The organism is Sphingobacterium sp. KH_072 (genome assembly GCF_057837975.1).
Genome location: NZ_CM174457.1, coordinates 1,946,710 through 1,967,924, shown reverse-complemented (window position 1 = coordinate 1,967,924; position 21,215 = coordinate 1,946,710). Strand labels below are relative to the sequence as shown.

Here is a 21,215-nt window from a genome sequence, read left to right as displayed (position 1 = left end):
TATGCGATTCGCCGTATCAATTATTCGCATTGATCTATGCAACGCTGTTGGTTTATCCATTCGAGTATTGCCTCGGATTATGTACCTTTACCAGATTATCAAATGCAGCAAATATAAGGTATGAAGATAGGCGTAATCGGTAGCGGAAGTTGGGCAACAGCCATGATCAAAATGCTTTCCGACAACAATCAGCCAAAGCAAGTTTACTGGTGGGTTCGCAAGGAAGAAGATGTAGCACACATTCGCAGCTACAAGCACAACCGGAACTACTTGAGTTCGGTAGAAGTGGACTTCGAAGACGAATTTGTCACTTCCAATCTCTCTGAGGTCGTTGCACAATCAGATATCATCATCCTCAATACTCCCGCCGCTTACTTAAAAGCGGTGTTGCAACCTTTGTCTGCCGCGGATTTTGAAGGCAAAGTCGTGGTTTCGGCTATCAAAGGGATCGTGCCCGACGAGAATATGGTCGTAGGCGATTATTTGCCTTATGCGTATCAAGTTCCTTTAGAGCAGATCGTCGTAGTAGGTGGGCCTTGCCATGCCGAAGAAGTTTCTTCCGAGCGACTGTCGTATCTCACCATCGCTTCGCGTACGGTCGATCATGCAAAAACAGTAGCCAGTTTGCTAGAAACACGCTACATCAAAACGATCATTTCTTCGGATATCATTGGTATCGAATATGCCGCGGTGTTGAAGAATATCTTTGCCTTAGCGGGTGGTATTTGCCATGGTTTGGGTTTTGGAGACAATTTTCAAGCGGTATTGGTATCCAACGCGATCCGCGAAATCGATTATTTTGTGAAAGCGCTCGATCCGAGCGATCGCGATATCAACCATTCAGCCTATTTGGGGGATTTATTGGTTACCGCTTATTCACAATACAGCCGCAATCGCACCTTCGGTGCGATGATCGGTAAAGGATATAGTGTGAAATCTGCACAAGTGGAAATGAATATGGTTGCTGAAGGTTATTATGCTTCGGCTTGTATTCAATCTATTATCAAGAAAAATCAACTCCACATGCCCATCTGCGATACGGTGTACCAAATCTTGTATCAAGGCGCACAGCCTATGCAGGAGATCAAACAATTAGCAGATTCCCTTACTTAATGAAAAACATGACGAGAGAACATATCGCAAATACCTATAAAAAAATTCAACAGGAAATCACCGATGCTCTGGAACAATTGGATGGCGGCGCTCGATTTGTAGAAGAAAACTGGGAGCGCGATGGTGGTGGTGGCGGTCGCACGCGCGTCATTCAGCATGGTGCTATTTTTGAAAAGGGCGGTGTGAACTTCTCCGAGGTACATGGAAAATTGCCAGAGCCCATTCGCAAATCATTTGGCGTAGAAGAAGACGATTTCTTTGCCACGGGCGTATCCATTGTGATCCATCCCAATAATCCTTGGGTGCCCATCATTCACATGAATATTCGCTATTTTGAATTGAATGATCAGGTGAAATGGTTTGGCGGTGGTATCGATCTCACGCCGCATTATGTGGATCAAGAAGACGCGCAATACTTTCACCAAAGCTTGAAAGCCGTTTGCGACAAACATCACCCAGAGTTTTATGCTAAGTACAAGGCGTGGGCAGATCGTTATTTTTACATCAAGCACCGACAAGAAACGCGTGGTATCGGCGGCATATTTTACGATAAGATCACGCCGCAAAATACGGAATTGAGTTACGAAGAGATCTTTGATTTCTCCTGCGATCTGGGTCGTTTATTCCCCAAAGTATATACGGAATTGGTGAATAAATCACGCCATAAAACATTTACCGAACAGGAAAAGGAATGGCAGCTACTACGTCGTGGCCGTTATGTAGAATTTAATCTGGTGTACGATTCGGGTACAAGGTTTGGCTTAGAGACAAACGGACGTATAGAATCCATATTGATGAGCTTACCGGAACAGGCAAACTGGTTTTACAACTACCAAGCTGAGCCCGGTTCACGTGAAGAAAAAACACTTTCGCTACTCAAGCAAGATATTGTTTGGGTATAAAACTGACAAATTTAAATGGTAAATTATAACAAGTTTGTGCTAGCAAACGGACTTCGTGTATTGGTACACGAGGATCATACGACGCCGATGGCCTGTGTGAATGTATTGTATGACGTAGGCGCTCGAGATGAGGATCCGGAGCGTACTGGTTTTGCACATTTGTTTGAGCACCTCATGTTTGGCGGTTCGGTCAATATTCCCAATTACGATGAAGTATTGCAAAGGGTAGGAGGCGAAAACAATGCCTTTACTAGCAATGATATCACCAATTATTATATCACCCTTCCTGCGGTCAATTTAGAAACGGCACTGTGGCTGGAGAGCGATCGTATGTTAAGTTTAGCTTTTAATGAACAAAGTTTAGAGGTACAGCGACAGGTGGTGATCGAAGAATTTAAACAGCGCTATCTGAATCAACCGTATGGCGATGTGTGGTTGAAACTGCGCCCTTTGGCGTATCAAGCACATCCGTATCGCTGGGCTACGATCGGTAAAAATATCGAACACATCGAACAGGCGACGATGGATGAAGTGAAGCAATTTTTTGAGACATTCTATCATCCTTCCAATGCGATTCTGGTCGTTGCTGGAGATGTGAAACTCGACGAAGTGAGACAATTGGTAGAGAAATGGTTTGCCAATATACCAGATCATCCTGTCAAAAAAAGATCCCTGCCACAAGAATTGCCGCAGCAAGCTGCTCGGCGTGAGTCGGTAGAAGCAGATGTGCCTGTAGATAGCATCTACATCGCGTTTCACGGTCCAGATCGTCATCATGTCGATTACTATACCTTGGATCTGATCTCTGATTTACTTTCACGCGGCGGCTCGTCACGATTGTACCGTACGTTGGTAAAAGAAGAGCAATTGTTTGTGGATGTGAATGCTTATTTGATAGGAAGTGTGGATACTAACTTATTTGTCGTAGAAGGTAAGCCTTCGGAAGGCATTACTTTAGCGCAGGCGGAGCAAGCGCTATGGCAGCAGTTGGAACGATTGAAGACCGAATTGGTCGCTGAAACGGAACTGGATAAGGTCAAAAACAAAGTAGAATCTACCATGGTATTCGCTGAACTTTCTGTCTTGGACAAAGCGATGAATCTAGCCTATTTCGAGCTGTTGGGCGACGCAGATGCGTATAATACAGAAGTGGCTAAATATGCGACTATAAGCAATGGAGATATTCATCGGGTCTCGTCCGAAATCTTTAAGGCAGAAAATTCGTCTACATTACTTTACAAAGCAAAATCCCCCGAAGCACATGTTGAATAGAGCAGAAGCACCGCAGTCGCACGAAATTCAAGGAATGTCTCTAGTCAGTCCCGAGCACATGGTGTTGGAGAATGGCTTGCCTGTTTATATATTTCACTCGCAGGACCAACCTTTGGTGAAGGCCGAATTTGTGTTTAAAAATAAGTTTGGTACGCAAGCAGAGAATCCTTTGCGCAACACCGCTTTGAGTGCCCTGATGAAAGAAGGTACGAGCAGCATGACGAGCGCACAGATTGCCGAAACGGTCGATTACTATGGTGCATTCCTGATGCCCGAATTTAGTTTTGACCATACTGCCTATACATTATACACGCTTAATAAGTATGTATCTCAGGTACTACCTTTGGTGTACGATATCTTAGTCGATGCGCAGTTTCCGGAGCACGAACTGGATAATTTTAAGCGTACCAACCGTCAGAGTCTGCAAATCTCCTTAGAGAAAAATGACTTCCTTGCCAAGCAATCATTCTATAAAACGCTTTTCGGTAATAATCGGTACGGTGCAGTCGTCACCGATCAGGGCTTGCAAGATGTGAATCGCGCGGATCTGGCGCAATTGTATGCGCAGCAAATACGACCAGAAAATTGTACGCTATTTTTGTCTGGGAATATTACTGCTGATGTAATTCGGGAGGTGTCCGACTATTGCGGCAGCAAATGGAAGAATACTACTGCTACTGGAGCTGTTAATAGTGAGATTCAAATTTCTAACGAATACGATACCGAATTGCAATTTCAAGAGCGTGCCGATGCGGTGCAATCGGCGATTCGTTTGGGTAGGCAAAGTCTTCGACGTACCGATCCTGATTTTCCAGCCTTACAATTCGTCAACTCCTTGTTTGGTGGATATTTTGGATCCAGGCTCATGCGCAATATTCGCGAAGATAAAGGCTATACTTACGGAATCGGTTCGTCTGCGGTCACCTTCGAGCACACCGGAATGCTCGTGATTTCTACACAAGTAGGAACGGATGTGACAGGGGCAACGTTGCAGGAGATTCAAAAAGAAATGAATGTGCTTCAAAATGAGCTTGCCAATGAGGCAGAGATCAATTTAGTGAAGAATTATATGCTAGGCGCGATGTTAGGCAGTCTGGAGTCCATCTTTTCGCACGCAGACAAGTTCAAGGCAGTATATTTATCCGGTTTGGATCTTAGCTATTATGCTTATTACACGAAGATAATACAGGAGATGGATGCCAAAAAGGTGCAAGTTATGGCGCAAAAATACCTGCGCTACGAAGATATGGTAAAGATTGTTGTCGGGAGGATGTGAAGATTCCCGATTACACGATCGGGCATAAAAAAGGAAGGATTTTATAATCCTTCCTTTTTTTATGCTCTAATGAAAACCTACAAAGGTTTTATACTTAGTTTGTGCTGTTAGATAATGAATCTAAAACCGCGTTGTTAAGTTTGATTTGATCTTTATCAGACATTCTGCTTTTTGATCCCAACTCGATGTTACGGCCTAATTTCAAAAACTGAACTTGAACGCGTGAAACAGTTTTGTTTCTTCTATCTTTTCTTTTTAAACGACTAACTCCCATTGTGCTAAATTTAATGTTTTACCTTTTATTATTTAAGTACGAGGTCGGAAGCGGATTCGAACCGCTGTAGGAGGTTTTGCAGACCTCAGCCTAGCCACTCGGCCATCCGACCATTGCCCTTTCGGCTTGCAAAAATATACTTTTACTTTGATATAATAAAGTTTTTTTTGAATCTGATGGCTAAAAATGCTGAACTGCAGCCGACAAGTAGCATGACAAATTGGAGTAGGCCTTGTGTATTCTAAATCTGCCGAATGTGTGATATGTCAAATCTATCTCAAAATTAGAATGACTATAGTAAATTAAGGAATTGAAACACTGTGCTTTGAATATGGAGCTGTAGGCGAAAGTTTTTTTTTGGTCTGAACTTTGTATTGTATATCAGCAGAGGCGCTAGGCATTAAGTCTGCGTTCAAAACTTAAAGATTAAAGTGATGAAAAAAGTTTTACTATCATTCGGTGTAGCTATGTTATTAGCTGGTGCTGCACAAGCTCAGGTTTCTTATGGATTACGCGCTGGTGTTAACTTGGGTAAAATATCAAATCTTGGTGACAACCAGTCTAACAATACCTCCTTTAACGTGACGGGATATGCGGATCTTCCTGTAGCTCCAAATTTCTCGATCCAACCAGGTTTATCTTTGCAAGGAAAAGGGACGAAATTTGATGCTGGAAATCAAGATGGTTTTGCATCAGGTAGCTGGACCCGCAATACTATGTCGTTGGAGATTCCGGTAAATGCAGTATATTATATCCCGACTGGTTATACAGGAAGCATCTTTTTGGGGGCTGGGCCTTACGTAGGATTTAATCTTAGTGGAAAGGATAAATTGAGAGGCGAGGTTGCTGACGCAATAGGGCAAACCGATCGTGATTTGAGTTTCAGCGGAAACGATAAGGATATGAATGTGATCGATGCCGGTGTCAACTTTTTGGCCGGATATAGATTTAATGGTGGATTGTTGCTAAATGCGGGATATGGTCTAGGTTTAACTAATATGGTGCCTAACAATTCAAACACGACTTACGCCAACCGCGTTTGGTCATTCGGAGTTGGTTTCCAATTCTAGAGAGAATAGTAGATATCTCTTTGTACAATAATTATGCAGTAAAAAGGCGAGCACTATGCTCGCCTTTTTTATACTATCTAGTTTTTAAATAATTGACCTGTATAATTAAGATAATCTATTCGCGAATCTGTCCTTCGCCAAATACATAGTATTTGTTGGTGACCAATTGTTCCAGACCAAGCGGTCCGCGATGATGCAGTTTATCCGTACTAATGGCCAGCTCGGCACCAACGCCCATCTGTCCACCATCGGTGAAGCGTGTCGATGCATTGTGATATACCGCTGCACAATCTACTTGCTCCATAAAGGATTGGGCTTTCTCGGTGTCTTTGGTGAAGATAATGGCCGAATGGCCACCACTGCAATCATTGATTTTTTCGACGGCAGCAGGCAATTCATGAGCTATGCCGATGGCAATCTTTTTAGCTAAGAATTCCTCATGCCATGCTTCCTCAGAAAGCGGCTGAGAAGAGGCGAAATATGTACGAAGCGATTCATCTGCCAATATTTCGACGGATTCTTGCGCAAAATGCTTGCCCAACTCACGTACTCTGTCTTCGAAATTCGGCAACGCCGGATTAATCAAAATCTTATCTAAGGCATTGCAGGCGCTGATTTTGTCGATCTTAGAATGTACGGTCACTTTTAGTGCCATTTCCCAATCAGCATCCTCAGCAATGTATGCGAAGTTATTGCCGCGGCCACTAATCAATACCGCGCAACGCGCATGTTCCTTCACGAAAGCAATTAGGCGCTCGCCACCGCGAGGTACGATAAGGTCTAAACGCTGCGGTGGATTACGCAAGAATTCTTGTGTATCTTCGCGATTTAGGGTTAATAATTGAATCCAGTCTGCCGATAAATTATGCTCGGCTAGAGCCTTGTGCCAACAATCAACCAATGCCTGATTGGTATGAATAGCTTCTTTGCCACCTTTTAGTAAGATGCGATTATTGGCTTTGAAAGCCAGCACGGCTGCCTCGATAGTAACATCTGGCCGTGATTCGTAGATAATCATAATGGTGCCAAATGGCGCCGTCTGGTTGACGATATGCAAGCCATTCTCTAAGGTAAGATCAGAAATAGTTTTCCCGACTGGATCTTCCTGTCCGGCTACCGCACGTACCGCGCGGATCATTTCGTCGATCTTCTTATCATTGACCAATAATCGGTCGTAAAGCGCCTGATCCTTGCCTTCAAAATTGGCAATATCTTCCGCGTTAGCGTCCAAAATTTCGGTGCGACTAATTTCTAATATGTTGATCATTGACGTCAACACCTGATTTTTAATGTCTGTATGTAAACGTTTCATGTTATTTTTCTTTTTGATGTAATGGATTGGGTTTAAATGGTAAATTTCGTGCCTACGTCCATACCATTCACGATATCTAGTACTACATTTGGCCGTTTGCCATTTGCAATATAGGTTGTAATACCCAGATTAGCGGTCTTTTTAGCGATATTAAGTTTGGATTTCATACCTCCGCGACCTTGTGCTTCGCCTTTGGTGCTTTCTTGCACAAATTGCTCTACTGGTTCATCCGCACTAATGTGACTTAGTAGCTCACTCTCCGGATCTTCCGGGTGCCCGCTGAAGAAGCCGTCGGCATCTGTTAGTAGGATAAGCATATCTGCTTTGATCAATTCGGCAACAAGGCTTGCCAATTCATCATTGTCCGTAAAGGTGGACATAGATAGCGATACAGCATCATCTTCGTTAGCAATGGGTACTACGCCTTCTTGCAGTAATCCCTCGTAGCAGTTGATCATATTCTCGCGGTGCGGTCCTGAATCAAAATCTCTTTTGGTTGCGAGCACCTGTGCACAGCGGATTCCGTACGACCGGAATAAGGTGTAATAGTGCCGCATCATCCGCGGCTGTCCGATCGCGGAGAATACCTGCCGGCGAATAATCTTGTCATCCGTTTTCAACTGATGACGCATCACCTCTTTTCCCGCGATGACGGATCCAGAAGATACGAGCACAGTCATGATATCTTGTTCGTGCAGGTATGCAATCTGGTCTACTAATTTTTGCAGCACCTTTTCTACGATGCGATTGTCTTTATTCGTAATAACGTGAGTCCCCACTTTGATGACTACACGTTTTATAGTTTTAGATTCTTTCTGTGTGTTATTATGCATGATTAAATTCTTTTCCAAGTTCTACTGCTCTGTTAAATGCAGCGTATGCGGCTTCTTTAATTTGTTCTTTTACGTTATTGTCTTCCATGGAATCTAGGGCAGCTTGCGTGGTACCACCTTTGGAAGCTACTTTGGCCATCCACGCATTTGGATCTAAATCGGACGAGCCGAAGAGCTCTACTGCACCAGCAAATGTTTGGTACACTAAAGTGCGCGCTTCCCTGTCAGAGAATCCCATTTGCTGAGCTGCCTCCATCATGGATTGCATAAAATAAAAGATATAAGCCGGTCCACTTCCAGAAATTCCGGTGGAAGCGTCGATGTCGTTTTCGGTATCTAAATAGATGGATCGACCTGTCGTATCCAATAATTGCTTGATGGTAGAGCGCTCCAATCGCGAAACCTCTTTGGATGCGGTAAAGGAAGTCATTCCTAATCCAACCTGTGCTGGTAGGTTTGGCATAGCACGTATTACTTTCGTCATGCCGAGTCCTTCTTGAATAACCTTGATCGTAACGCCGGCCATGATAGAAACGAAAACCTGTTCTTCGTTAACATATGGACGCATCTGTTCCATTAAGCCTTGCGCATGATTAGGCTTAACGGCGATAAATATCACGTCTGCCGACGGTAAGCACGCACTCAATTCGGTATAACCATCTAACAATGGGTTGGTAGATAATTCTGCGACACGTTCTTCCGATTTGTCCAAAATCATCAGATCGTTCGTTTTTAATATAGTAGATTTTGCAATAGCTTCCGCGTAGGTGAAGCCCATATTTCCCCCTCCAATTACGAGTACCTTCATAGATATGTAATATTGATTTTAAAAATTCTGAAAATGAAGATTTTCTTCACTTTTTCATCCAAAATGGTGCAATATTCGTGCAAAACGTGTGAAAATCGGTGATTTTTTTCATTTTTTGATAGAATCAATGTTTTCTGAAAAATCAATATGGAGGGTATTTCGTGCCTATCTCGCCCCAAAGGTACAAATGCAGTCTAGACTGTAAATGTGTCATAACTACACTTTGCTAGTTCAAAATCGAGTTTTGGTACTGACAAATGTGCATTCTACACCAAATATCTACTGTATTATCGTTCTTATTCGTAGACTCCTAGCACGATCTGCTATATTGGGGCTTTGCTCATTAAAGGCATGATCTCCTACCAGTGCAATTGTATGATGTAATGATGCACCAAAGCTATAAGATGGTAGCGTGGCTAAAATGTTGCCAGTGATATCTCTTACCGTAATATCGGCAGCTCCCGGAGCTCGCTCACTTAGTACAAATATGGCGCTTCGGTTTGTGGTAGCTTGCACCTCGGGAATGCGATTACTCAGTCTTTCTATTTTTTCATCACCGATAAATAAATCTACCGCTTCAACCCCTTCTGCTAGATTTAGAAAACGAATACGTGGATTTGTTGAAGTACTTTGCAAAGCGGTATCATTAAGCAAGATGAATTTGGCGGGTACCGTATTGCCAAAAATCAATCCAGTGTAATGCCTGTCTACCTCTATGTTGAGTGTTGCACGATCGACCAGTACTTGATTGGTTGTTTGATTGACAAAAGTCAAGTTTAGCCCGGACGGATCGGGGAAATCCAAATAGCCCACTGCTTCGCCGTAAGGAATCTGTCCGGACGCGATGTCATTTATTCTCATTTGGGCTGAAGCAATCGGCGAATAAGCGTTTAGTACAATCAATCGCGCTATTGGCACGAATTCTAATGGGTCATTATTATCTGAACAGCTTGCAAAGAATAATGTGCTGAAAAGTACTAGTAGGGATTTTTTAATATTTTGTAAATGCTTCATCGTCATTGATCGTTAATCTTTTTAAAATGGTTTAAAGCATTAAACGATCCTAATTTTCGTTTCGATACAATTTATTTACAAAATAATAGTTTATTTTTATTCATAATTTATGTAATGAAAGAATAGCATCCTATGTGGGAGAAAAAAATAAAGGCCATTATCGTGAGATAATGGCCTTTATACTACAATGCTGTGGGACTATTTATAGTCTATAAGCATTGATTTTAAGCGCTTTTACTAATTTTTAAGTCAGTTTTTAAATTTCTTCTAGGTGGTACGAAATCTTAATAATTAACGGATGATGGATAGATTTGAAATCTCGTAATTATACTCCTGTCAAATTCGGTCGAAAAAATGTAATCTTATAATACTCCCCAAATATTGGACAGCTGATTAAATTCGATAATTTAACAGTTGAAAATGAAAAAAGAGCGTAGAAAATTCAGTCCGGTTTTCAAGACCAAAGTAGTCTTAGAAGCCCTTAAAGAAGTTAGTACCATGCAGGAACTTGCTTCCAAATACAGCCTTCATCCCACACAAATCACCGCTTGGAAACGGGAATTTCTGGAGAAAGCTGACACGGTGTTCGGTTCAGAGAAACCTACACAGAAAGAAGAGTCTAAAGAGAAAGAACTTTATTCCAAGATTGGTGAACTTCAGATCCAAGTTGATTTCTTAAAAAAGGTATTGGGGAAATGAGCATGATTGAAAGGCGCGGACTTGTTTCCCCAGGATATGAACCGCTAAGTATTGTGGGGCAGTGCAAGCTGCTGAATCTTCAGCGTAGCTTCTATTATTTCAAGCCTAAAGGTGAATCCCTTTTTAACCAGTCCATCATGAAGATAATTGACCGTAAGTTTCTGGACTGTCCATTTTACGGTGTGGAACGTATGACTGCGTATCTCAACAAAGATCTAGGGTATCGTATAAATGCCAAGCGCGTACGGCGTTTATATCGGCTAATGAGCCTTCGGACCATTTACCCAAAGAAGAACCTAAGTAAAGCAAATGCAGCACATTACAAATACCCGTACTTACTCAAAGGCTTAAAGATAGAGCGGCCAAGCCAAGTTTGGCAGGCCGACATCACTTATATTCCTATGTTTAGAGGTTTCATGTATATGTTCGCCATTATAGATGTGTATAGTCGAAAGATTGTGGGGTGGAGTATCTCTAACACCATGACGGTGGAATGGTGCAGAGATGTGCTGTTGGAAACAATAGCAGAGCACGGCACTCCTGAAGTATTCAATACCGATCAGGGTTCACAATTTACCAGTCCGATCTTTACCAAAGTCCTCAAGGATAATCGTGTGAGTATATCTATGGATGGAAAAGGAAGAGCGCTGGACAACGTGTTTATCGAAAGGTTCTGGAGATCAGTGAAGCAGGAATACATTTATTTGAACCCGCCTAACGGTGGCATGGAGTTATTCCAAGGTGTGAAACGGTATGTCGAATTTTACAATACGGAAAGAAGACATCAGTCTATCGATCATTTTACCCCAAATCAGGTATTCTATCAAAATAATAAAAAAGTGTCGTAAATAAACTTAAGTTTGAACTATTGCTGTCCAGCAAAAAGGGAGTACTATATCTATTAATTTTCTATCATTGAAAACATTATCGGTGTTTAATCATTTATAATTCCATTTTAGACATATTGTCACAAATAATTTTAGCGATCTATTACTATATGTAGATTTTGATTAGCTCTGACATAATAGGTGGCTTCATCTCTATCTAGATTTAGGAATCCCTTCTTATAAGTGTAATGAATTGGTATTAAAAATTTTTGATTTCGAGGTGGAAAACCGCCTATAGTAACAATTCCAACCTTGGTTTCAGTTAAATGATTAGCAGGTAGCCACACATATCCACCACGCTGTACACTTCCTTTATAGCTGTAATAATATTTATATGCAACTGCCTCCATGGTACTAGGGGATGTCTCAGAGTAATGACCTAAGCCATCAGGTTGATTGATATAGCTAAAAAACTGATTATCTTGTTCGAAGGCTGACATCCATACTGGATCATAGAAATAAGTTCTAACAATACTTCTGCCGTAAGGTTTTCTTGTAGTATCGTGAGACTTCATGCGCCATGCTACCAAACAGTACCAAATGCCATCTGCACCTTTTTTAGCTTCGAGGATTCGGGGTTCAAATTTATCTGAGTTATTTTGTTCAAAAATAGGATCCGATGGTGCGGGTACTGACAATCGTGTGCCTGGGAAAGGGTAGTAATTAGGGAGTTCGAAGCCTTGAGAATATGTTATGTTGCTAACGTTAATGAGTGATATTGTGAAAATAAGCAGGTAAAATATTCTACGCTTTTTTGCTGATAAATTCTTTTTTTTCATACGTTTTTGTATTAAAATTAATGTTAATAATAAATTTATATTTATGATATTTTTAATTCTCAAATATATGATTTTTCTATAAAAAAAAATGCTGTTTTACTTTTAAAATTTATAAATATATCAATTGAATAGTTTAATATCAATATTTTAATTATAATAAATTAATTATTATAGGGATATTTATAATTTTTTAAACAACGTATTATTCTGCCATATTGATTTATTAGATGTAATTTATATTAAATTTATTGTTTATGGTATTTTTATTGGAAACTATATTATATTTGCATTTAATTGTTTACTAAAAAAAGTTTATCTTATTATGAAACGAACAGAAAGTATTGTTTTAAACCTCCTTATTTTATTCTTTGTATCTTGTAGTCGAGATGATTCAAGTAGCAGCCAAGTAGTAGATTTTAGTATAGTTGGTGAATATAGTTTACTTAAGTCAATATCTATAGCCACGGACAATAACGTGATTTTAAGCTCAGATGAGACGGATTACAGTTTAAATAAAGAAAGGTCATACATCATTTTTGGTGAAGACAATAATTTTGAAGCTGAAATTGTTTATGGATTAGAAAATAGCAAGGAATTACAGACTATTAAGACCTACGGTACATATAATGTCAAAGAAGGTGAAATTGTGATGATAAACAGAAACGAATCTGATGGTAAGGATGAAGTTTTCTCAGGTACGTGTCAAATAGATGGCAATATCTTAACTTTAGCTTTCACAGATAATGTAAATCAGGATAATGCGGTTTTCTCAATTCGTAATACTACTACTATGGTGAAAAATTAGGTGGGAAATATACCTGCCAGTACTGAGGTTGTAAAGAGTTTTTAGCTCATAGGTGTTCCTTTTTTGATAAGGATAGTGACATCAGTAAAAGCCCCTATGCTTTGATTAGAAAACATAGGGGCTTTTTCAATAGAATATGTAGCGTATTATTGACCAGAGAAGAATGTTGAAATCTTCAATGCTTTTGCTTTCGCTTCCGGTGTGTCTCCTGTGCTAGCTTTGTCTCCTAGTAGTACAATGGAAATATAACTGTTATTTCTTAAATCAGCAGACGCTAATTTTGCCAATTCTTGACCATCCAGGCTTCTTACAATAATATCCGCAGCTCCGCCACTTTTAGGGCTAATAATGAATTTTTCACTGTTCGCTGAGTTCGCTTGGGTTTCAGGTGCTCTATTGCTTAGAGCAGTCACTTTTTCACCAGCAATAAAAAGATCTACCTCTTCCACTCCAGAAGCTAAATTTAAAAATCTGATGCGAGGTGCTGTTTCTGTACTTTGATCTGGCGTATCGTTCAGCATAATAAATTTTGCAGGTACAGTATTTCCAAAAATGTAAGCCGAGTAAAATTTATTTTCTGTTGTTTTTACAGGTGCTTTATCGACCAGGATTTGATTAGTCGCTTGATTGATCGCCGTTAGCGTCAACGTTGTTAAATTTGTATTTGGAAGCGCACCTGAATTTCTATCATATTGAAGTGTTCCTGCAGTCTGATCTCCAAATTTTACTTGAACGCCTGTCTGCAAAGGAGAGTATGCGTTGATAATAGAAAGGAAAGAAGCTGGTTGCGCCGGCGCCGGTTCTTCATTTTTCATACAACTGCCAAACAATACAACGCTTAATGCTACGGCACAAGCATTTCTTAAATTCACTAATTTTTTCATGTAGATGTTACGTTAGTCTTTTTTATATTACTAATTGTTTTTCAATATCCATTATACGATGCGGTAGGTAGCTTCGCTACAGATACTATTTACTTTTCTTAAAGATCCATTAAAAATACGAAGAGGTCGCCATATTGGCAACCTCTTTGTCTATTAAATCCTATATCTCGCTCGCATTTCGGCGAGTCTGATATTGTATTATTCGAAATATTCCTTAATGCGTTCAAAGAATGATTTTTCATTTTTGCCTGGTTGTGGTTTGAAGTTAGAAGATTCTTTGAGTTTTTCTAAAACATCACGTTCTTCTTTCGAAACCGCTTTTGGCGTCCATACGTTCACATATACCAATTGATCGCCTTTGTGGTACGAGTTTACCTCGGGTAACCCCTTGCCTTTCAGGCGCAAAATCTTACCGCCCTGTGTGCCCGGTTCTATTTTGATTTTTGCTTTTCCGTCAATGGTCGGAATTTCTACGCTGGTACCGAGTGCCGCATCGGCAAAGTTAACGTACAAATCATAAATCACATTGATGCCATCACGTTTTAAGGATTCGTGGGGAATTTCTTCGATTAGAATAATAAGATCTCCAGGAATACCGCCACGAGGTGCCGCATTTCCTTTGCCGCTCATAGACAATTGCATGCCTTCGCTTACACCTGCCGGAATGTTGATTGCAATGCTTTCGTCGCTACGCGATAAACCTTCGCCTTTACAAGTTGTACACTTAGCAGTGATCTCAATACCTTCGCCATTACAAGTAGGACAGGTGCTGGTTGTTTGCATCTGACCAAGAATGGTGTTGGTTACACGGCGTACCGAACCAGATCCGTTACAGGTGCTACACGTATGGTAAGAGCTTTTATCTTTTGCACCAGTGCCATCACAGGTTTGACAAGTAACCTGTTTGTTTACCTTTATTTTCTTCTCAACACCTAGTGCTACTTCTTCTAGCGTGAGTTTTATTTTTACGCGCAGGTTCGAACCACGTTGTACACGACGGCCACCGCCGCGTGAGCCACCGCCACCGAAGAATCCTTCGAAGGGATTGCCGCCACCGCCGCCACCGAAGATATCACCAAATTGGCTGAAGATATCATCCATGTTCATGCCGCCACCGCCGCCACCATATCCGCCAGCAGCACTATTTCCTGCATGACCAAACTGGTCATAACGTCTGCGTTTCTCCGGGTTGCTGAGCACTTCATAAGCTTCAGCAGCTTCTTTAAATTGCTCTTCTGCTTCCGCATTGTCCGGATTTTTATCCGGGTGATATTTAATCGCTAATTTTCGGTAAGCAGATTTAATCTCTGCGGCTTCTGCACCTTTAGAAACGCCTAATACGTCGTAGTAATCTCTTTTTGACATCTTTATCCTTTTCTATTGACCAATCACCACTTTGGCAAATCGGATTACTTTATCATTCAACAGGTAACCTTTCTCCACCACGTCGATCACTTTATTCTTCATATCATCTGTCGGTGCTGGTATCGCGGTGATAGCTTCCTGAAATTCAGAATCGAATGCTTGACCAACCACGTCCATTTCTTTAAGACCTTGTTGTTCCATCAACTTTCTGAATTTGGTATTCACCAATTCTACGCCTTCTTTCACCGTTTCTACATCTTGCGCAGCAGTCATCGAGACAAGGGCACGATCCATATCATCCAAAACGGGTAATAGTTTTCCGATCACTTCTTTTCCAGCGGATTGTATGATTTCGATTTTCTCGCGAGAAGTTCTTTTCTTATAATTCTCAAATTCAGCTAGTAAGCGCGCATATTTATCCTGCGCTTCTTCCAATTTTAGAGCGATATCATCCGATTCTTCGACAATCTCTGCCGTCTCCTGCTCATTATTTTCCTCGTTGGTATCAAGATTATCTTGCTCCAAACTTTCTTCTTCTTGATTATGTTCGTTTACCATGTTGCTATACTGTAAAACAATCCCTTGTTATCCACAAGGATGTTCAATTTTTTTGCCAATACCCGATTCGCCGACAGGCTGTCAGTTTTCGCGGAGATGGACTTACAATTTGTCTGATTTGTGTAATTGTGTCAGTTAGTGACGGTCTTAAATAGTGACATTGTCGTGCAAGGCACCATCTGCCGTGCGCAAGATACGAGCCGGCATGTTCCGGATGATTTGATAATCGTGCGTAGCCATCAATACGGCAGTGCCTGATGCCGCAATGTCGCGCAATAAGAGGATAATCTCTTCTGAAGTGGATGGATCTAAGTTTCCAGTAGGCTCATCGGCTAAGATGATTTCTGGATCGTTGAGCAAGGCACGAGCAATGACGACGCGCTGCTGCTCACCACCAGATAGCTCGTGTGGCATTTTTTTCAATTTGGAGCGCAGACCTACTTTCTCCAATACATCTACCATGCGGTTTTCGATCAGTCCACGATCTTTCCAACCTGTTGCTTTGAGCGCAAATTCTAGGTTTTTTTCGACGGTACGATCATTTAGCAAGTGAAAATCTTGAAATACAATGCCCAATTTACGACGTAGGTACGGCACTTCATTGTCATGCAGTTTTTTTAGATCAAATCCAGCAATCATTCCTTCGCCTGTAGCGATATATAGATCGCCGTAGATAATTTTCAAAAGGCTACTTTTTCCAGATCCGGATTGACCGATCAGATAGATAAATTCACCTGATTGGATGCTAAGATTCACATTAGCCAATACAAGGTGTTTTTGCTGATATATATCGATATTTTTGAGTCTGATAACCGAATGTTCTGTCATAAAAAATTATAAATCAAGTTTGACGATCTGACCGAAAGGAATTTCGTTGGCGATCTGCATAATGTAATCCATTTTGTCCCCTAAACCTATTTTGTCTAAAGACTTATCAGGCCGGTCTACTCTAAAGTAAGCCAATAGGGTAAAAGCTTCATCACGTAATTGTACGTAATCCGGAATTTTTGCGACACCTTTTACTTTTATTAAATACATCTTAACGATCAAATGCAAACTTTAGTTGCCAAATGTATAGTTCAATTATCAAATGTATAGTTTTTTCATGATAAGCGCCCGTATTGCAGTGAAAATTAACAATTCTTTAGATGATCAGGGGCGCTATGTCAAGCTACCTATGCTGCTGCAAGAATACTAAAATATCCACTCCATCCGCGTAATCATCCAACGCCGGACATTGGCTTTCGCCAAATGAAAATACAGGTGTCTCCAATGGGATTTTTGCGTTTGTGACCACGCACTGGATTTGATCCTGCGCTGCATTAATGTCTTTTGCTACATCGGTCAATGCGGCGTAACGCTCGAAATGTACTACGGCGAGAGGAGATGCCCAACTTTTATCTTCTTTGAGCAATAGAAAGCCATTGTCAAAGTGCACATCAGCATTGATCAGGAAAATAGACTTGTTGTAATCATAGTTGTTGCCATACTTATGATGTTGATTGATAGATTGAAAGTCTTCAACACCTTCATAAAATTGGGCAATATCATACGTGTCGGGAATATAGAGTTTCGATACCGAGCGACAGCCTAAACCAAAGTAATCAAAGATATCATGACCCAATTGCGCTAGTTGCTCTGCCGTTTCATTACCGTCAAGTACAGCGACAGAATTGCGATTTTTGCGAATGATGTTTGGCTTCTTTCCAAAATAATACTCAAAATAGCGCGCAGAATTGTTGCTGCCAGTCGCGATGATCAGATCATGCGTGCCCAACCGATCTACCAATTCGATTTTGTGCGCAAACTGCGGTTCTATTTCGATCAACTTCTCTAATAACCAATTGGTTAATCCGGCATCATCCGATGAAGGTTTGATCTGCACGCAGAAACCGCTAATAAGTACGCTGAGTATATCATGAAATCCTACCAACGGTATATTACCTGCTAACACGAGCGCAACGATTTTATCCGATGGTTCGTCTGGAAGCGCTTCCGTCCAGTTTGTTAGCTGCTCCGTCGTGAGGTTTTGCGCGATAGCGCTTAGCTGCCGATTCACGTTTTCTGTGGTATACCAAGGATTTTTCACCTCGGCACGTGCTAATAAGCTTACACTGTCCGGATGATCTGCCCGCAGATAATCTCCTAATTTTGCAAATGCTGCTATTCGTTGATTCTTTGTCAAAATGCTACTTTCTTTAAATTATTTAGAACAAATCTCACCAAATTTTGCTCTATCTTTGCGAGTAATTGCAGTCCTGTTAAATAATAATCTATAAAATTTGTAGATATTAATTAAGGGATTGTTTAACTTTGAAATGCAAAACTAGTTTAAAATAATTATTGAGAGGATATAAATGGCAATTAAAATAACAGACGAATGCATCAACTGTGGAGCTTGTGAGCCAGAATGCCCTAACAATGCCATCTACGATGCAGGCGTAACTTGGAAATTTTCGGAAGGAACGGCTTTAGATGGTGTGATTGATTTTGGAGATGGGGTAACATTAGATGCGAGCGAATCTCAGGATGCTGTATCCAATGAGGTATATTACATCGTGTCGGATAAGTGTACAGAATGTGTTGGATTTCACGATGAACCACAATGTGCTGCGGTATGTCCGGTAGACTGTTGTGTAGAAGATGAAGATGTGGTAGAATCTGAGGAAGAACTATTAGCTAAGAAAGCTTGGCTTCACGCAGAATAAGTTTAATTTCTTGTAACAATATTAAGTTTATTATAAAGAAAAGTGATAGGTTTGTCCTATCACTTTTTTTTGTTTGCGATTTTTCGATATCTTCAAACAAATTTGACCTTTAAATCTAAAGTATGAACACTTACGAAGGTATATCCATCGGCCTATACATGGTCTTGATCTTATTGATAGGATTTTATTCCTACAAAAAATCAACCGCTAATACAGAAGAATTTTTATTAGGCGGACGCAGTTTGGGCGCAGCTGTGACGGCTTTGTCGGCTGGTGCATCGGATATGAGCGGCTGGCTTTTGATGGGCTTGCCCGGTGCCATGTACCTGTCAGGCTTGTCGGCGTCTTGGATCGCGATCGGATTGACCTTTGGTGCTTTTATGAATTATGTATTGGTAGCGCCGCGTTTGCGTGCTTACACCGAAGTCGCGAATAACGCGATTACCTTGCCGGTCTTCTTTGAGAATCGCTTTCGAGACAAGTCACAGTTGCTAAAGATTACTGCCAGTGTGCTTATTCTGATCTTTTTCACCTTGTATACTTCTGCTGGTATGGTGTCTGGTGGTCGCCTGTTTGAGTCGGCTTTTAATTTGGATTACACCACTGGTTTGATATTGACGAGCGTGGTGGTTGTCGCATATACTTTTTTAGGAGGCTTCTTGGCTGTTAGTTTGACGGATTTTGTACAAGGTGCTATTATGGTGCTTGCACTGGTTATTCTGCCGGTTGTGATGATTATTGAACTCGGGGGGCTGGGAGAGACGTTTTCCATTATTCAACAGAAAAATCCGGATTATCTCGACCTTTTTAAAGGAACAACTACGGTTGGTATTGTGTCGCTGTTGGCTTGGGGTTTTGGTTATTTCGGACAGCCACATATATTGGTTCGTTTTATGGCGATAGACAAAGTGAGCCAGTTAAAGAAAGCAAGAAACATTGGAATTAGTTGGATGATCTTCACCGTAGGCGGTGCGATGTTGGTGGGTCTGTTTGGAATTGCTTATTTAACTAAAAACGATGCTGCCATGATGGTGCAATTTGACGGTTCTAAAGAAATGGCGGAGACGATCTTTATTTATTTGTCGCGCATTATGTTCCACCCTCTGATTGGCGGTTTCCTACTGTCTGCCATTTTAGCGGCAGTGATGAGTACCATTTCTTCGCAATTGTTAGTTACAGCTAGTTCGATGACAGAGGATGTTTACAAAGCCTTGTTAAATAAGAAAGCATCTGCATCGCGTATGCTTATTGTAATTAGGTTATCAGTTCTGCTGGTGGCGCTGATAGCCATTGTACTTTCGTTGAATCCGCAGGATAGCATTTTGAATTTGGTCGGTAATGCTTGGGCTGGTTTTGGAGCGGCATTTGGTCCTGTTGTTTTGTTGTCGCTATTGTGGCGCAAGTCGACACGATGGGGTGCGTTAAGTGGCATGTTAACGGGCGGTATTGTGGTGCTATTATGGGTATACGTGCCGCACAATTATAAGGAGTTATATGAAATCATTCCGGGTTTTTTCGCCGGTTTGCTGGTCAATGTGCTGGTTTCGTTGGCTACTTATAAACCGGATGATACCATCACAGAAGATTTTGACAAGATGGAGCGCATGCTGCAAGAATAGCAAAAGCGCTAGAAATAATAAAAGCGACCTTTTTGGGGTCGCTTTTATTATTTTATTTAGTAAGAGTACTTACGCGTTGTCTAACTGTAAGGATTCTTTATAGATCGCTTTCTTCACTTGGGTACGACGAGTAATAGATTTTTTCTCGTAAGCCTGACGTGAACGTAACTCTCTCAAAACGCCTGTTTTCTCGAATTTCTTCTTGAAACGTTTCAATGCTCTATCTAACGATTCTCCTTCTTTTACATTTACAATAATCATAGCTTTTTATATACCTCCTTTCGTTGTGGAATTCTTGGTGTGCAAAGGTAACCTAATTAGGGGATAATTTAAAGCTTTATTGCAAAAAATAAAAGATCACCGATTAGAGTTGCCAATCGGTCACGATTTTTTCCAGCGGATCTTCAGCTGAGCACAGTGCCGTACGTATTCCCAAAGATTTGGCGGTAGCCAAATGTTGCGGACTGTCGTCGATAAATAATGTCTCTTCTGGTTTGATCTGAGCGTCATTCAATACAAAATCGAAGATCTCGCGATCAGGTTTTCGCATGCCCATCTCATGCGAATAGTATGTTTTCTCAAAAAATACTGCATTGCTTTTTACGCCATACACATCTTGTATGTGCTGCATACAATACGCGTAGTGAATCTCATTATTGTTACTGAGCAGGAAAAGACGGTATCTACTTTTCAACGCTTCCAGTACTTCGTGCTTACCGGCGGATACGCCAATCAATAAAGCATTCCAAGCTTGATCGATATCTGCATCAGAAAGGTGAGGAGCATTGGCCAAGGTTCTGATGCCTTCGCGAAATTGTGCCGGAGTAATCAATCCTTTGTCAAACTGGTCAAAAATTTCATTTTGCTGTTTATGTCCAAATACTTCTCCGACATTTTGTACACCTAATTGGCTAAAAGCTTGTTGCGCCAACAGAAAGTCGATAGAGAAGATCACGTTGCCATAATCCAGTATGATATTTTTGATATTTTGCATGCGAAGATTTTGATTTGTCGCTACAAATATCGATAATTGCATC

General features: G+C 41.0%; 23 protein-coding genes and 1 tRNA gene. 10 read left to right on the top strand and 14 right to left on the bottom strand.

The annotated features are described in order from the left end of the window. The first annotated feature begins 120 nt into the window (after window positions 1-120). From AC3IRT_RS09215 to AC3IRT_RS09200, 4 genes are read left to right on the top strand one after another with little or no spacing between them, the layout of a single operon-like run. Window positions 121-1,113 carry an NAD(P)H-dependent glycerol-3-phosphate dehydrogenase gene (locus AC3IRT_RS09215; protein WP_489396076.1) on the top strand — a complete coding sequence of 331 codons (993 nt, stop codon included), beginning with the start codon at window positions 121-123 and terminating at the stop codon, window positions 1,111-1,113. Between the two features lie 8 nt (window positions 1,114-1,121). Further along, window positions 1,122-2,015, top strand: a complete 894-nt coding sequence (gene hemF, locus AC3IRT_RS09210; protein ID WP_489396075.1) for an oxygen-dependent coproporphyrinogen oxidase — start codon at window positions 1,122-1,124, stop codon at window positions 2,013-2,015. Window positions 2,016-2,030: 15 nt separating this feature from the next. Continuing rightward, window positions 2,031-3,287 (top strand): M16 family metallopeptidase, encoded by a 1,257-nt coding sequence (locus AC3IRT_RS09205; protein WP_489396074.1) that lies wholly within the window; start codon window positions 2,031-2,033, stop codon window positions 3,285-3,287. Further along, window positions 3,277-4,563: a M16 family metallopeptidase gene (locus tag AC3IRT_RS09200; protein WP_489396073.1), complete on the top strand. Its 1,287-nt coding sequence runs from the start codon at window positions 3,277-3,279 to the stop codon at window positions 4,561-4,563. The genes AC3IRT_RS09205 and AC3IRT_RS09200 overlap by 11 nt, the downstream gene beginning before the upstream one ends. 315 nt (window positions 4,564-4,878) lie before the next feature. On the opposite strand, the gene AC3IRT_RS09195 is transcribed toward AC3IRT_RS09200, so the two are convergent. Beyond that, window positions 4,879-4,949 (bottom strand) — tRNA-Cys (locus tag AC3IRT_RS09195). Window positions 4,950-5,271: 322 nt separating this feature from the next. On the opposite strand from AC3IRT_RS09195, the gene AC3IRT_RS09190 reads away from it, so the two are divergent. Continuing rightward, a complete protein-coding gene (locus AC3IRT_RS09190) occupies window positions 5,272-5,907 on the top strand; it encodes a porin family protein (protein ID WP_489396072.1) in 636 nt (211 codons plus the stop codon). Window positions 5,908-6,022: 115 nt separating this feature from the next. On the opposite strand, the gene AC3IRT_RS09185 is transcribed toward AC3IRT_RS09190, so the two are convergent. From AC3IRT_RS09185 to AC3IRT_RS09170, 4 genes are all read right to left on the bottom strand, one after another. Next, window positions 6,023-7,219, bottom strand: a complete 1,197-nt coding sequence (locus tag AC3IRT_RS09185) for a glutamate-5-semialdehyde dehydrogenase (RefSeq protein WP_489396071.1) — start codon at window positions 7,217-7,219, stop codon at window positions 6,023-6,025. 32 nt (window positions 7,220-7,251) lie between these two features. Further along, a complete protein-coding gene (gene proB, locus AC3IRT_RS09180; RefSeq protein WP_489396070.1) occupies window positions 7,252-8,052 on the bottom strand; it encodes a glutamate 5-kinase in 801 nt (266 codons plus the stop codon). Further along, window positions 8,045-8,860: a pyrroline-5-carboxylate reductase gene (proC, locus tag AC3IRT_RS09175; protein WP_489396069.1), complete on the bottom strand. Its 816-nt coding sequence runs from the start codon at window positions 8,858-8,860 to the stop codon at window positions 8,045-8,047. The genes proB and proC overlap by 8 nt, the downstream gene beginning before the upstream one ends. Window positions 8,861-9,139: 279 nt before the next feature. Further along, the gene (locus AC3IRT_RS09170; protein WP_489396068.1) at window positions 9,140-9,874 is read right to left on the bottom strand and encodes a DUF4397 domain-containing protein; all 735 of its coding nucleotides are present in this window, start codon (window positions 9,872-9,874) and stop codon (window positions 9,140-9,142) included. 420 nt (window positions 9,875-10,294) lie between these two features. On the opposite strand from AC3IRT_RS09170, the gene AC3IRT_RS09165 reads away from it, so the two are divergent. Together AC3IRT_RS09165 and AC3IRT_RS09160 are read left to right on the top strand one after the other, a co-directional pair. Continuing rightward, window positions 10,295-10,573, top strand: a complete 279-nt coding sequence (locus tag AC3IRT_RS09165; protein WP_489393147.1) for a transposase — start codon at window positions 10,295-10,297, stop codon at window positions 10,571-10,573. Next, window positions 10,570-11,421, top strand: a complete 852-nt coding sequence (locus tag AC3IRT_RS09160) for an IS3 family transposase (RefSeq protein WP_489396067.1) — start codon at window positions 10,570-10,572, stop codon at window positions 11,419-11,421. Before AC3IRT_RS09165 ends, AC3IRT_RS09160 begins: the two co-directional genes overlap by 4 nt. Before the next feature lie 131 nt (window positions 11,422-11,552). Here the strand turns inward: AC3IRT_RS09160 and AC3IRT_RS09155 are convergent, their stop codons facing one another. Then, on the bottom strand, window positions 11,553-12,239 hold the full coding sequence (locus tag AC3IRT_RS09155) for a hypothetical protein (RefSeq protein WP_489396066.1): 687 nt from the start codon (window positions 12,237-12,239) through the stop codon (window positions 11,553-11,555). Window positions 12,240-12,561: 322 nt separating this feature from the next. On the opposite strand from AC3IRT_RS09155, the gene AC3IRT_RS09150 reads away from it, so the two are divergent. Beyond that, window positions 12,562-13,044 carry a hypothetical protein gene (locus AC3IRT_RS09150; protein ID WP_489396065.1) on the top strand — a complete coding sequence of 161 codons (483 nt, stop codon included), beginning with the start codon at window positions 12,562-12,564 and terminating at the stop codon, window positions 13,042-13,044. 146 nt (window positions 13,045-13,190) lie between these two features. Here AC3IRT_RS09150 and AC3IRT_RS09145 read toward each other — a convergent pair whose 3' ends face one another. The 6 genes from AC3IRT_RS09145 to AC3IRT_RS09120 all read right to left on the bottom strand — a co-directional run bounded on the left by AC3IRT_RS09145 (window position 13,191) and on the right by AC3IRT_RS09120 (window position 18,036). Next, complete coding sequence (locus tag AC3IRT_RS09145; RefSeq protein WP_489396064.1) at window positions 13,191-13,928, bottom strand: hypothetical protein; 738 nt, start codon at window positions 13,926-13,928, stop codon at window positions 13,191-13,193. A 198-nt stretch (window positions 13,929-14,126) separates the two neighbouring features. Beyond that, window positions 14,127-15,293 carry a molecular chaperone DnaJ gene (dnaJ, locus tag AC3IRT_RS09140; RefSeq protein WP_489396063.1) on the bottom strand — a complete coding sequence of 389 codons (1,167 nt, stop codon included), beginning with the start codon at window positions 15,291-15,293 and terminating at the stop codon, window positions 14,127-14,129. Window positions 15,294-15,305: 12 nt separating this feature from the next. Continuing rightward, entirely contained in the window at window positions 15,306-15,851 is a 546-nt protein-coding gene (locus AC3IRT_RS09135; RefSeq protein ID WP_489396062.1) for a nucleotide exchange factor GrpE, read from the bottom strand. A gap of 147 nt (window positions 15,852-15,998) precedes the next feature. Then, on the bottom strand, window positions 15,999-16,679 hold the full coding sequence (locus AC3IRT_RS09130; protein ID WP_489396061.1) for a cell division ATP-binding protein FtsE: 681 nt from the start codon (window positions 16,677-16,679) through the stop codon (window positions 15,999-16,001). A 6-nt stretch (window positions 16,680-16,685) separates the two neighbouring features. Then, window positions 16,686-16,889 (bottom strand): fructose-6-phosphate aldolase, encoded by a 204-nt coding sequence (locus tag AC3IRT_RS09125; protein ID WP_489396060.1) that lies wholly within the window; start codon window positions 16,887-16,889, stop codon window positions 16,686-16,688. Window positions 16,890-17,022: 133 nt separating this feature from the next. Beyond that, window positions 17,023-18,036: an acyl-CoA reductase gene (locus AC3IRT_RS09120; protein WP_489396059.1), complete on the bottom strand. Its 1,014-nt coding sequence runs from the start codon at window positions 18,034-18,036 to the stop codon at window positions 17,023-17,025. Between the two features lie 172 nt (window positions 18,037-18,208). Here AC3IRT_RS09120 and AC3IRT_RS09115 point away from each other — a divergent pair, with 172 nt between their 5' ends. Both AC3IRT_RS09115 and putP read left to right on the top strand, forming a co-directional pair. After that, window positions 18,209-18,559 (top strand): 4Fe-4S dicluster domain-containing protein, encoded by a 351-nt coding sequence (locus AC3IRT_RS09115; RefSeq protein WP_489396058.1) that lies wholly within the window; start codon window positions 18,209-18,211, stop codon window positions 18,557-18,559. Between the two features lie 122 nt (window positions 18,560-18,681). After that, window positions 18,682-20,178 (top strand): sodium/proline symporter PutP, encoded by a 1,497-nt coding sequence (putP, locus tag AC3IRT_RS09110; protein WP_489396057.1) that lies wholly within the window; start codon window positions 18,682-18,684, stop codon window positions 20,176-20,178. Between the two features lie 69 nt (window positions 20,179-20,247). Here the strand turns inward: putP and rpsU are convergent, their stop codons facing one another. Beyond that, window positions 20,248-20,439, bottom strand: coding sequence for a 30S ribosomal protein S21 (gene rpsU, locus AC3IRT_RS09105; RefSeq protein WP_066753982.1), 192 nt, complete (start codon window positions 20,437-20,439; stop codon window positions 20,248-20,250). Window positions 20,440-20,542: 103 nt separating this feature from the next. Next, window positions 20,543-21,172 (bottom strand): HAD family hydrolase, encoded by a 630-nt coding sequence (locus AC3IRT_RS09100; RefSeq protein WP_489396056.1) that lies wholly within the window; start codon window positions 21,170-21,172, stop codon window positions 20,543-20,545. Between the last annotated feature and the right edge of the window lie 43 nt (window positions 21,173-21,215).

Bases quoted from the DNA above. Each gene is read 5' to 3' on its own strand.
- AC3IRT_RS09215 (WP_489396076.1), top strand. From the start codon at position 121: ATGAAGATAGGCGTAATCGGTAGCGGAAGTTGGGCAACAGCCATGATC.
- hemF (WP_489396075.1), top strand. From the start codon at position 1,122: ATGACGAGAGAACATATCGCAAATACCTATAAAAAAATTCAACAGGAA.
- AC3IRT_RS09205 (WP_489396074.1), top strand. From the start codon at position 2,031: ATGGTAAATTATAACAAGTTTGTGCTAGCAAACGGACTTCGTGTATTG.
- AC3IRT_RS09200 (WP_489396073.1), top strand. From the start codon at position 3,277: ATGTTGAATAGAGCAGAAGCACCGCAGTCGCACGAAATTCAAGGAATG.
- AC3IRT_RS09190 (WP_489396072.1), top strand. From the start codon at position 5,272: ATGAAAAAAGTTTTACTATCATTCGGTGTAGCTATGTTATTAGCTGGT.
- AC3IRT_RS09185 (WP_489396071.1), bottom strand. From the start codon at position 7,219: ATGAAACGTTTACATACAGACATTAAAAATCAGGTGTTGACGTCAATG.
- proB (WP_489396070.1), bottom strand. From the start codon at position 8,052: ATGCATAATAACACACAGAAAGAATCTAAAACTATAAAACGTGTAGTC.
- proC (WP_489396069.1), bottom strand. From the start codon at position 8,860: ATGAAGGTACTCGTAATTGGAGGGGGAAATATGGGCTTCACCTACGCG.
- AC3IRT_RS09170 (WP_489396068.1), bottom strand. From the start codon at position 9,874: ATGAAGCATTTACAAAATATTAAAAAATCCCTACTAGTACTTTTCAGC.
- AC3IRT_RS09165 (WP_489393147.1), top strand. From the start codon at position 10,295: ATGAAAAAAGAGCGTAGAAAATTCAGTCCGGTTTTCAAGACCAAAGTA.
- AC3IRT_RS09160 (WP_489396067.1), top strand. From the start codon at position 10,570: ATGAGCATGATTGAAAGGCGCGGACTTGTTTCCCCAGGATATGAACCG.
- AC3IRT_RS09155 (WP_489396066.1), bottom strand. From the start codon at position 12,239: ATGAAAAAAAAGAATTTATCAGCAAAAAAGCGTAGAATATTTTACCTG.
- AC3IRT_RS09150 (WP_489396065.1), top strand. From the start codon at position 12,562: ATGAAACGAACAGAAAGTATTGTTTTAAACCTCCTTATTTTATTCTTT.
- AC3IRT_RS09145 (WP_489396064.1), bottom strand. From the start codon at position 13,928: ATGAAAAAATTAGTGAATTTAAGAAATGCTTGTGCCGTAGCATTAAGC.
- dnaJ (WP_489396063.1), bottom strand. From the start codon at position 15,293: ATGTCAAAAAGAGATTACTACGACGTATTAGGCGTTTCTAAAGGTGCA.
- AC3IRT_RS09135 (WP_489396062.1), bottom strand. From the start codon at position 15,851: ATGGTAAACGAACATAATCAAGAAGAAGAAAGTTTGGAGCAAGATAAT.
- AC3IRT_RS09130 (WP_489396061.1), bottom strand. From the start codon at position 16,679: ATGACAGAACATTCGGTTATCAGACTCAAAAATATCGATATATATCAG.
- AC3IRT_RS09125 (WP_489396060.1), bottom strand. From the start codon at position 16,889: ATGTATTTAATAAAAGTAAAAGGTGTCGCAAAAATTCCGGATTACGTA.
- AC3IRT_RS09115 (WP_489396058.1), top strand. From the start codon at position 18,209: ATGGCAATTAAAATAACAGACGAATGCATCAACTGTGGAGCTTGTGAG.
- putP (WP_489396057.1), top strand. From the start codon at position 18,682: ATGAACACTTACGAAGGTATATCCATCGGCCTATACATGGTCTTGATC.
- rpsU (WP_066753982.1), bottom strand. From the start codon at position 20,439: ATGATTATTGTAAATGTAAAAGAAGGAGAATCGTTAGATAGAGCATTG.
- AC3IRT_RS09100 (WP_489396056.1), bottom strand. From the start codon at position 21,172: ATGCAAAATATCAAAAATATCATACTGGATTATGGCAACGTGATCTTC.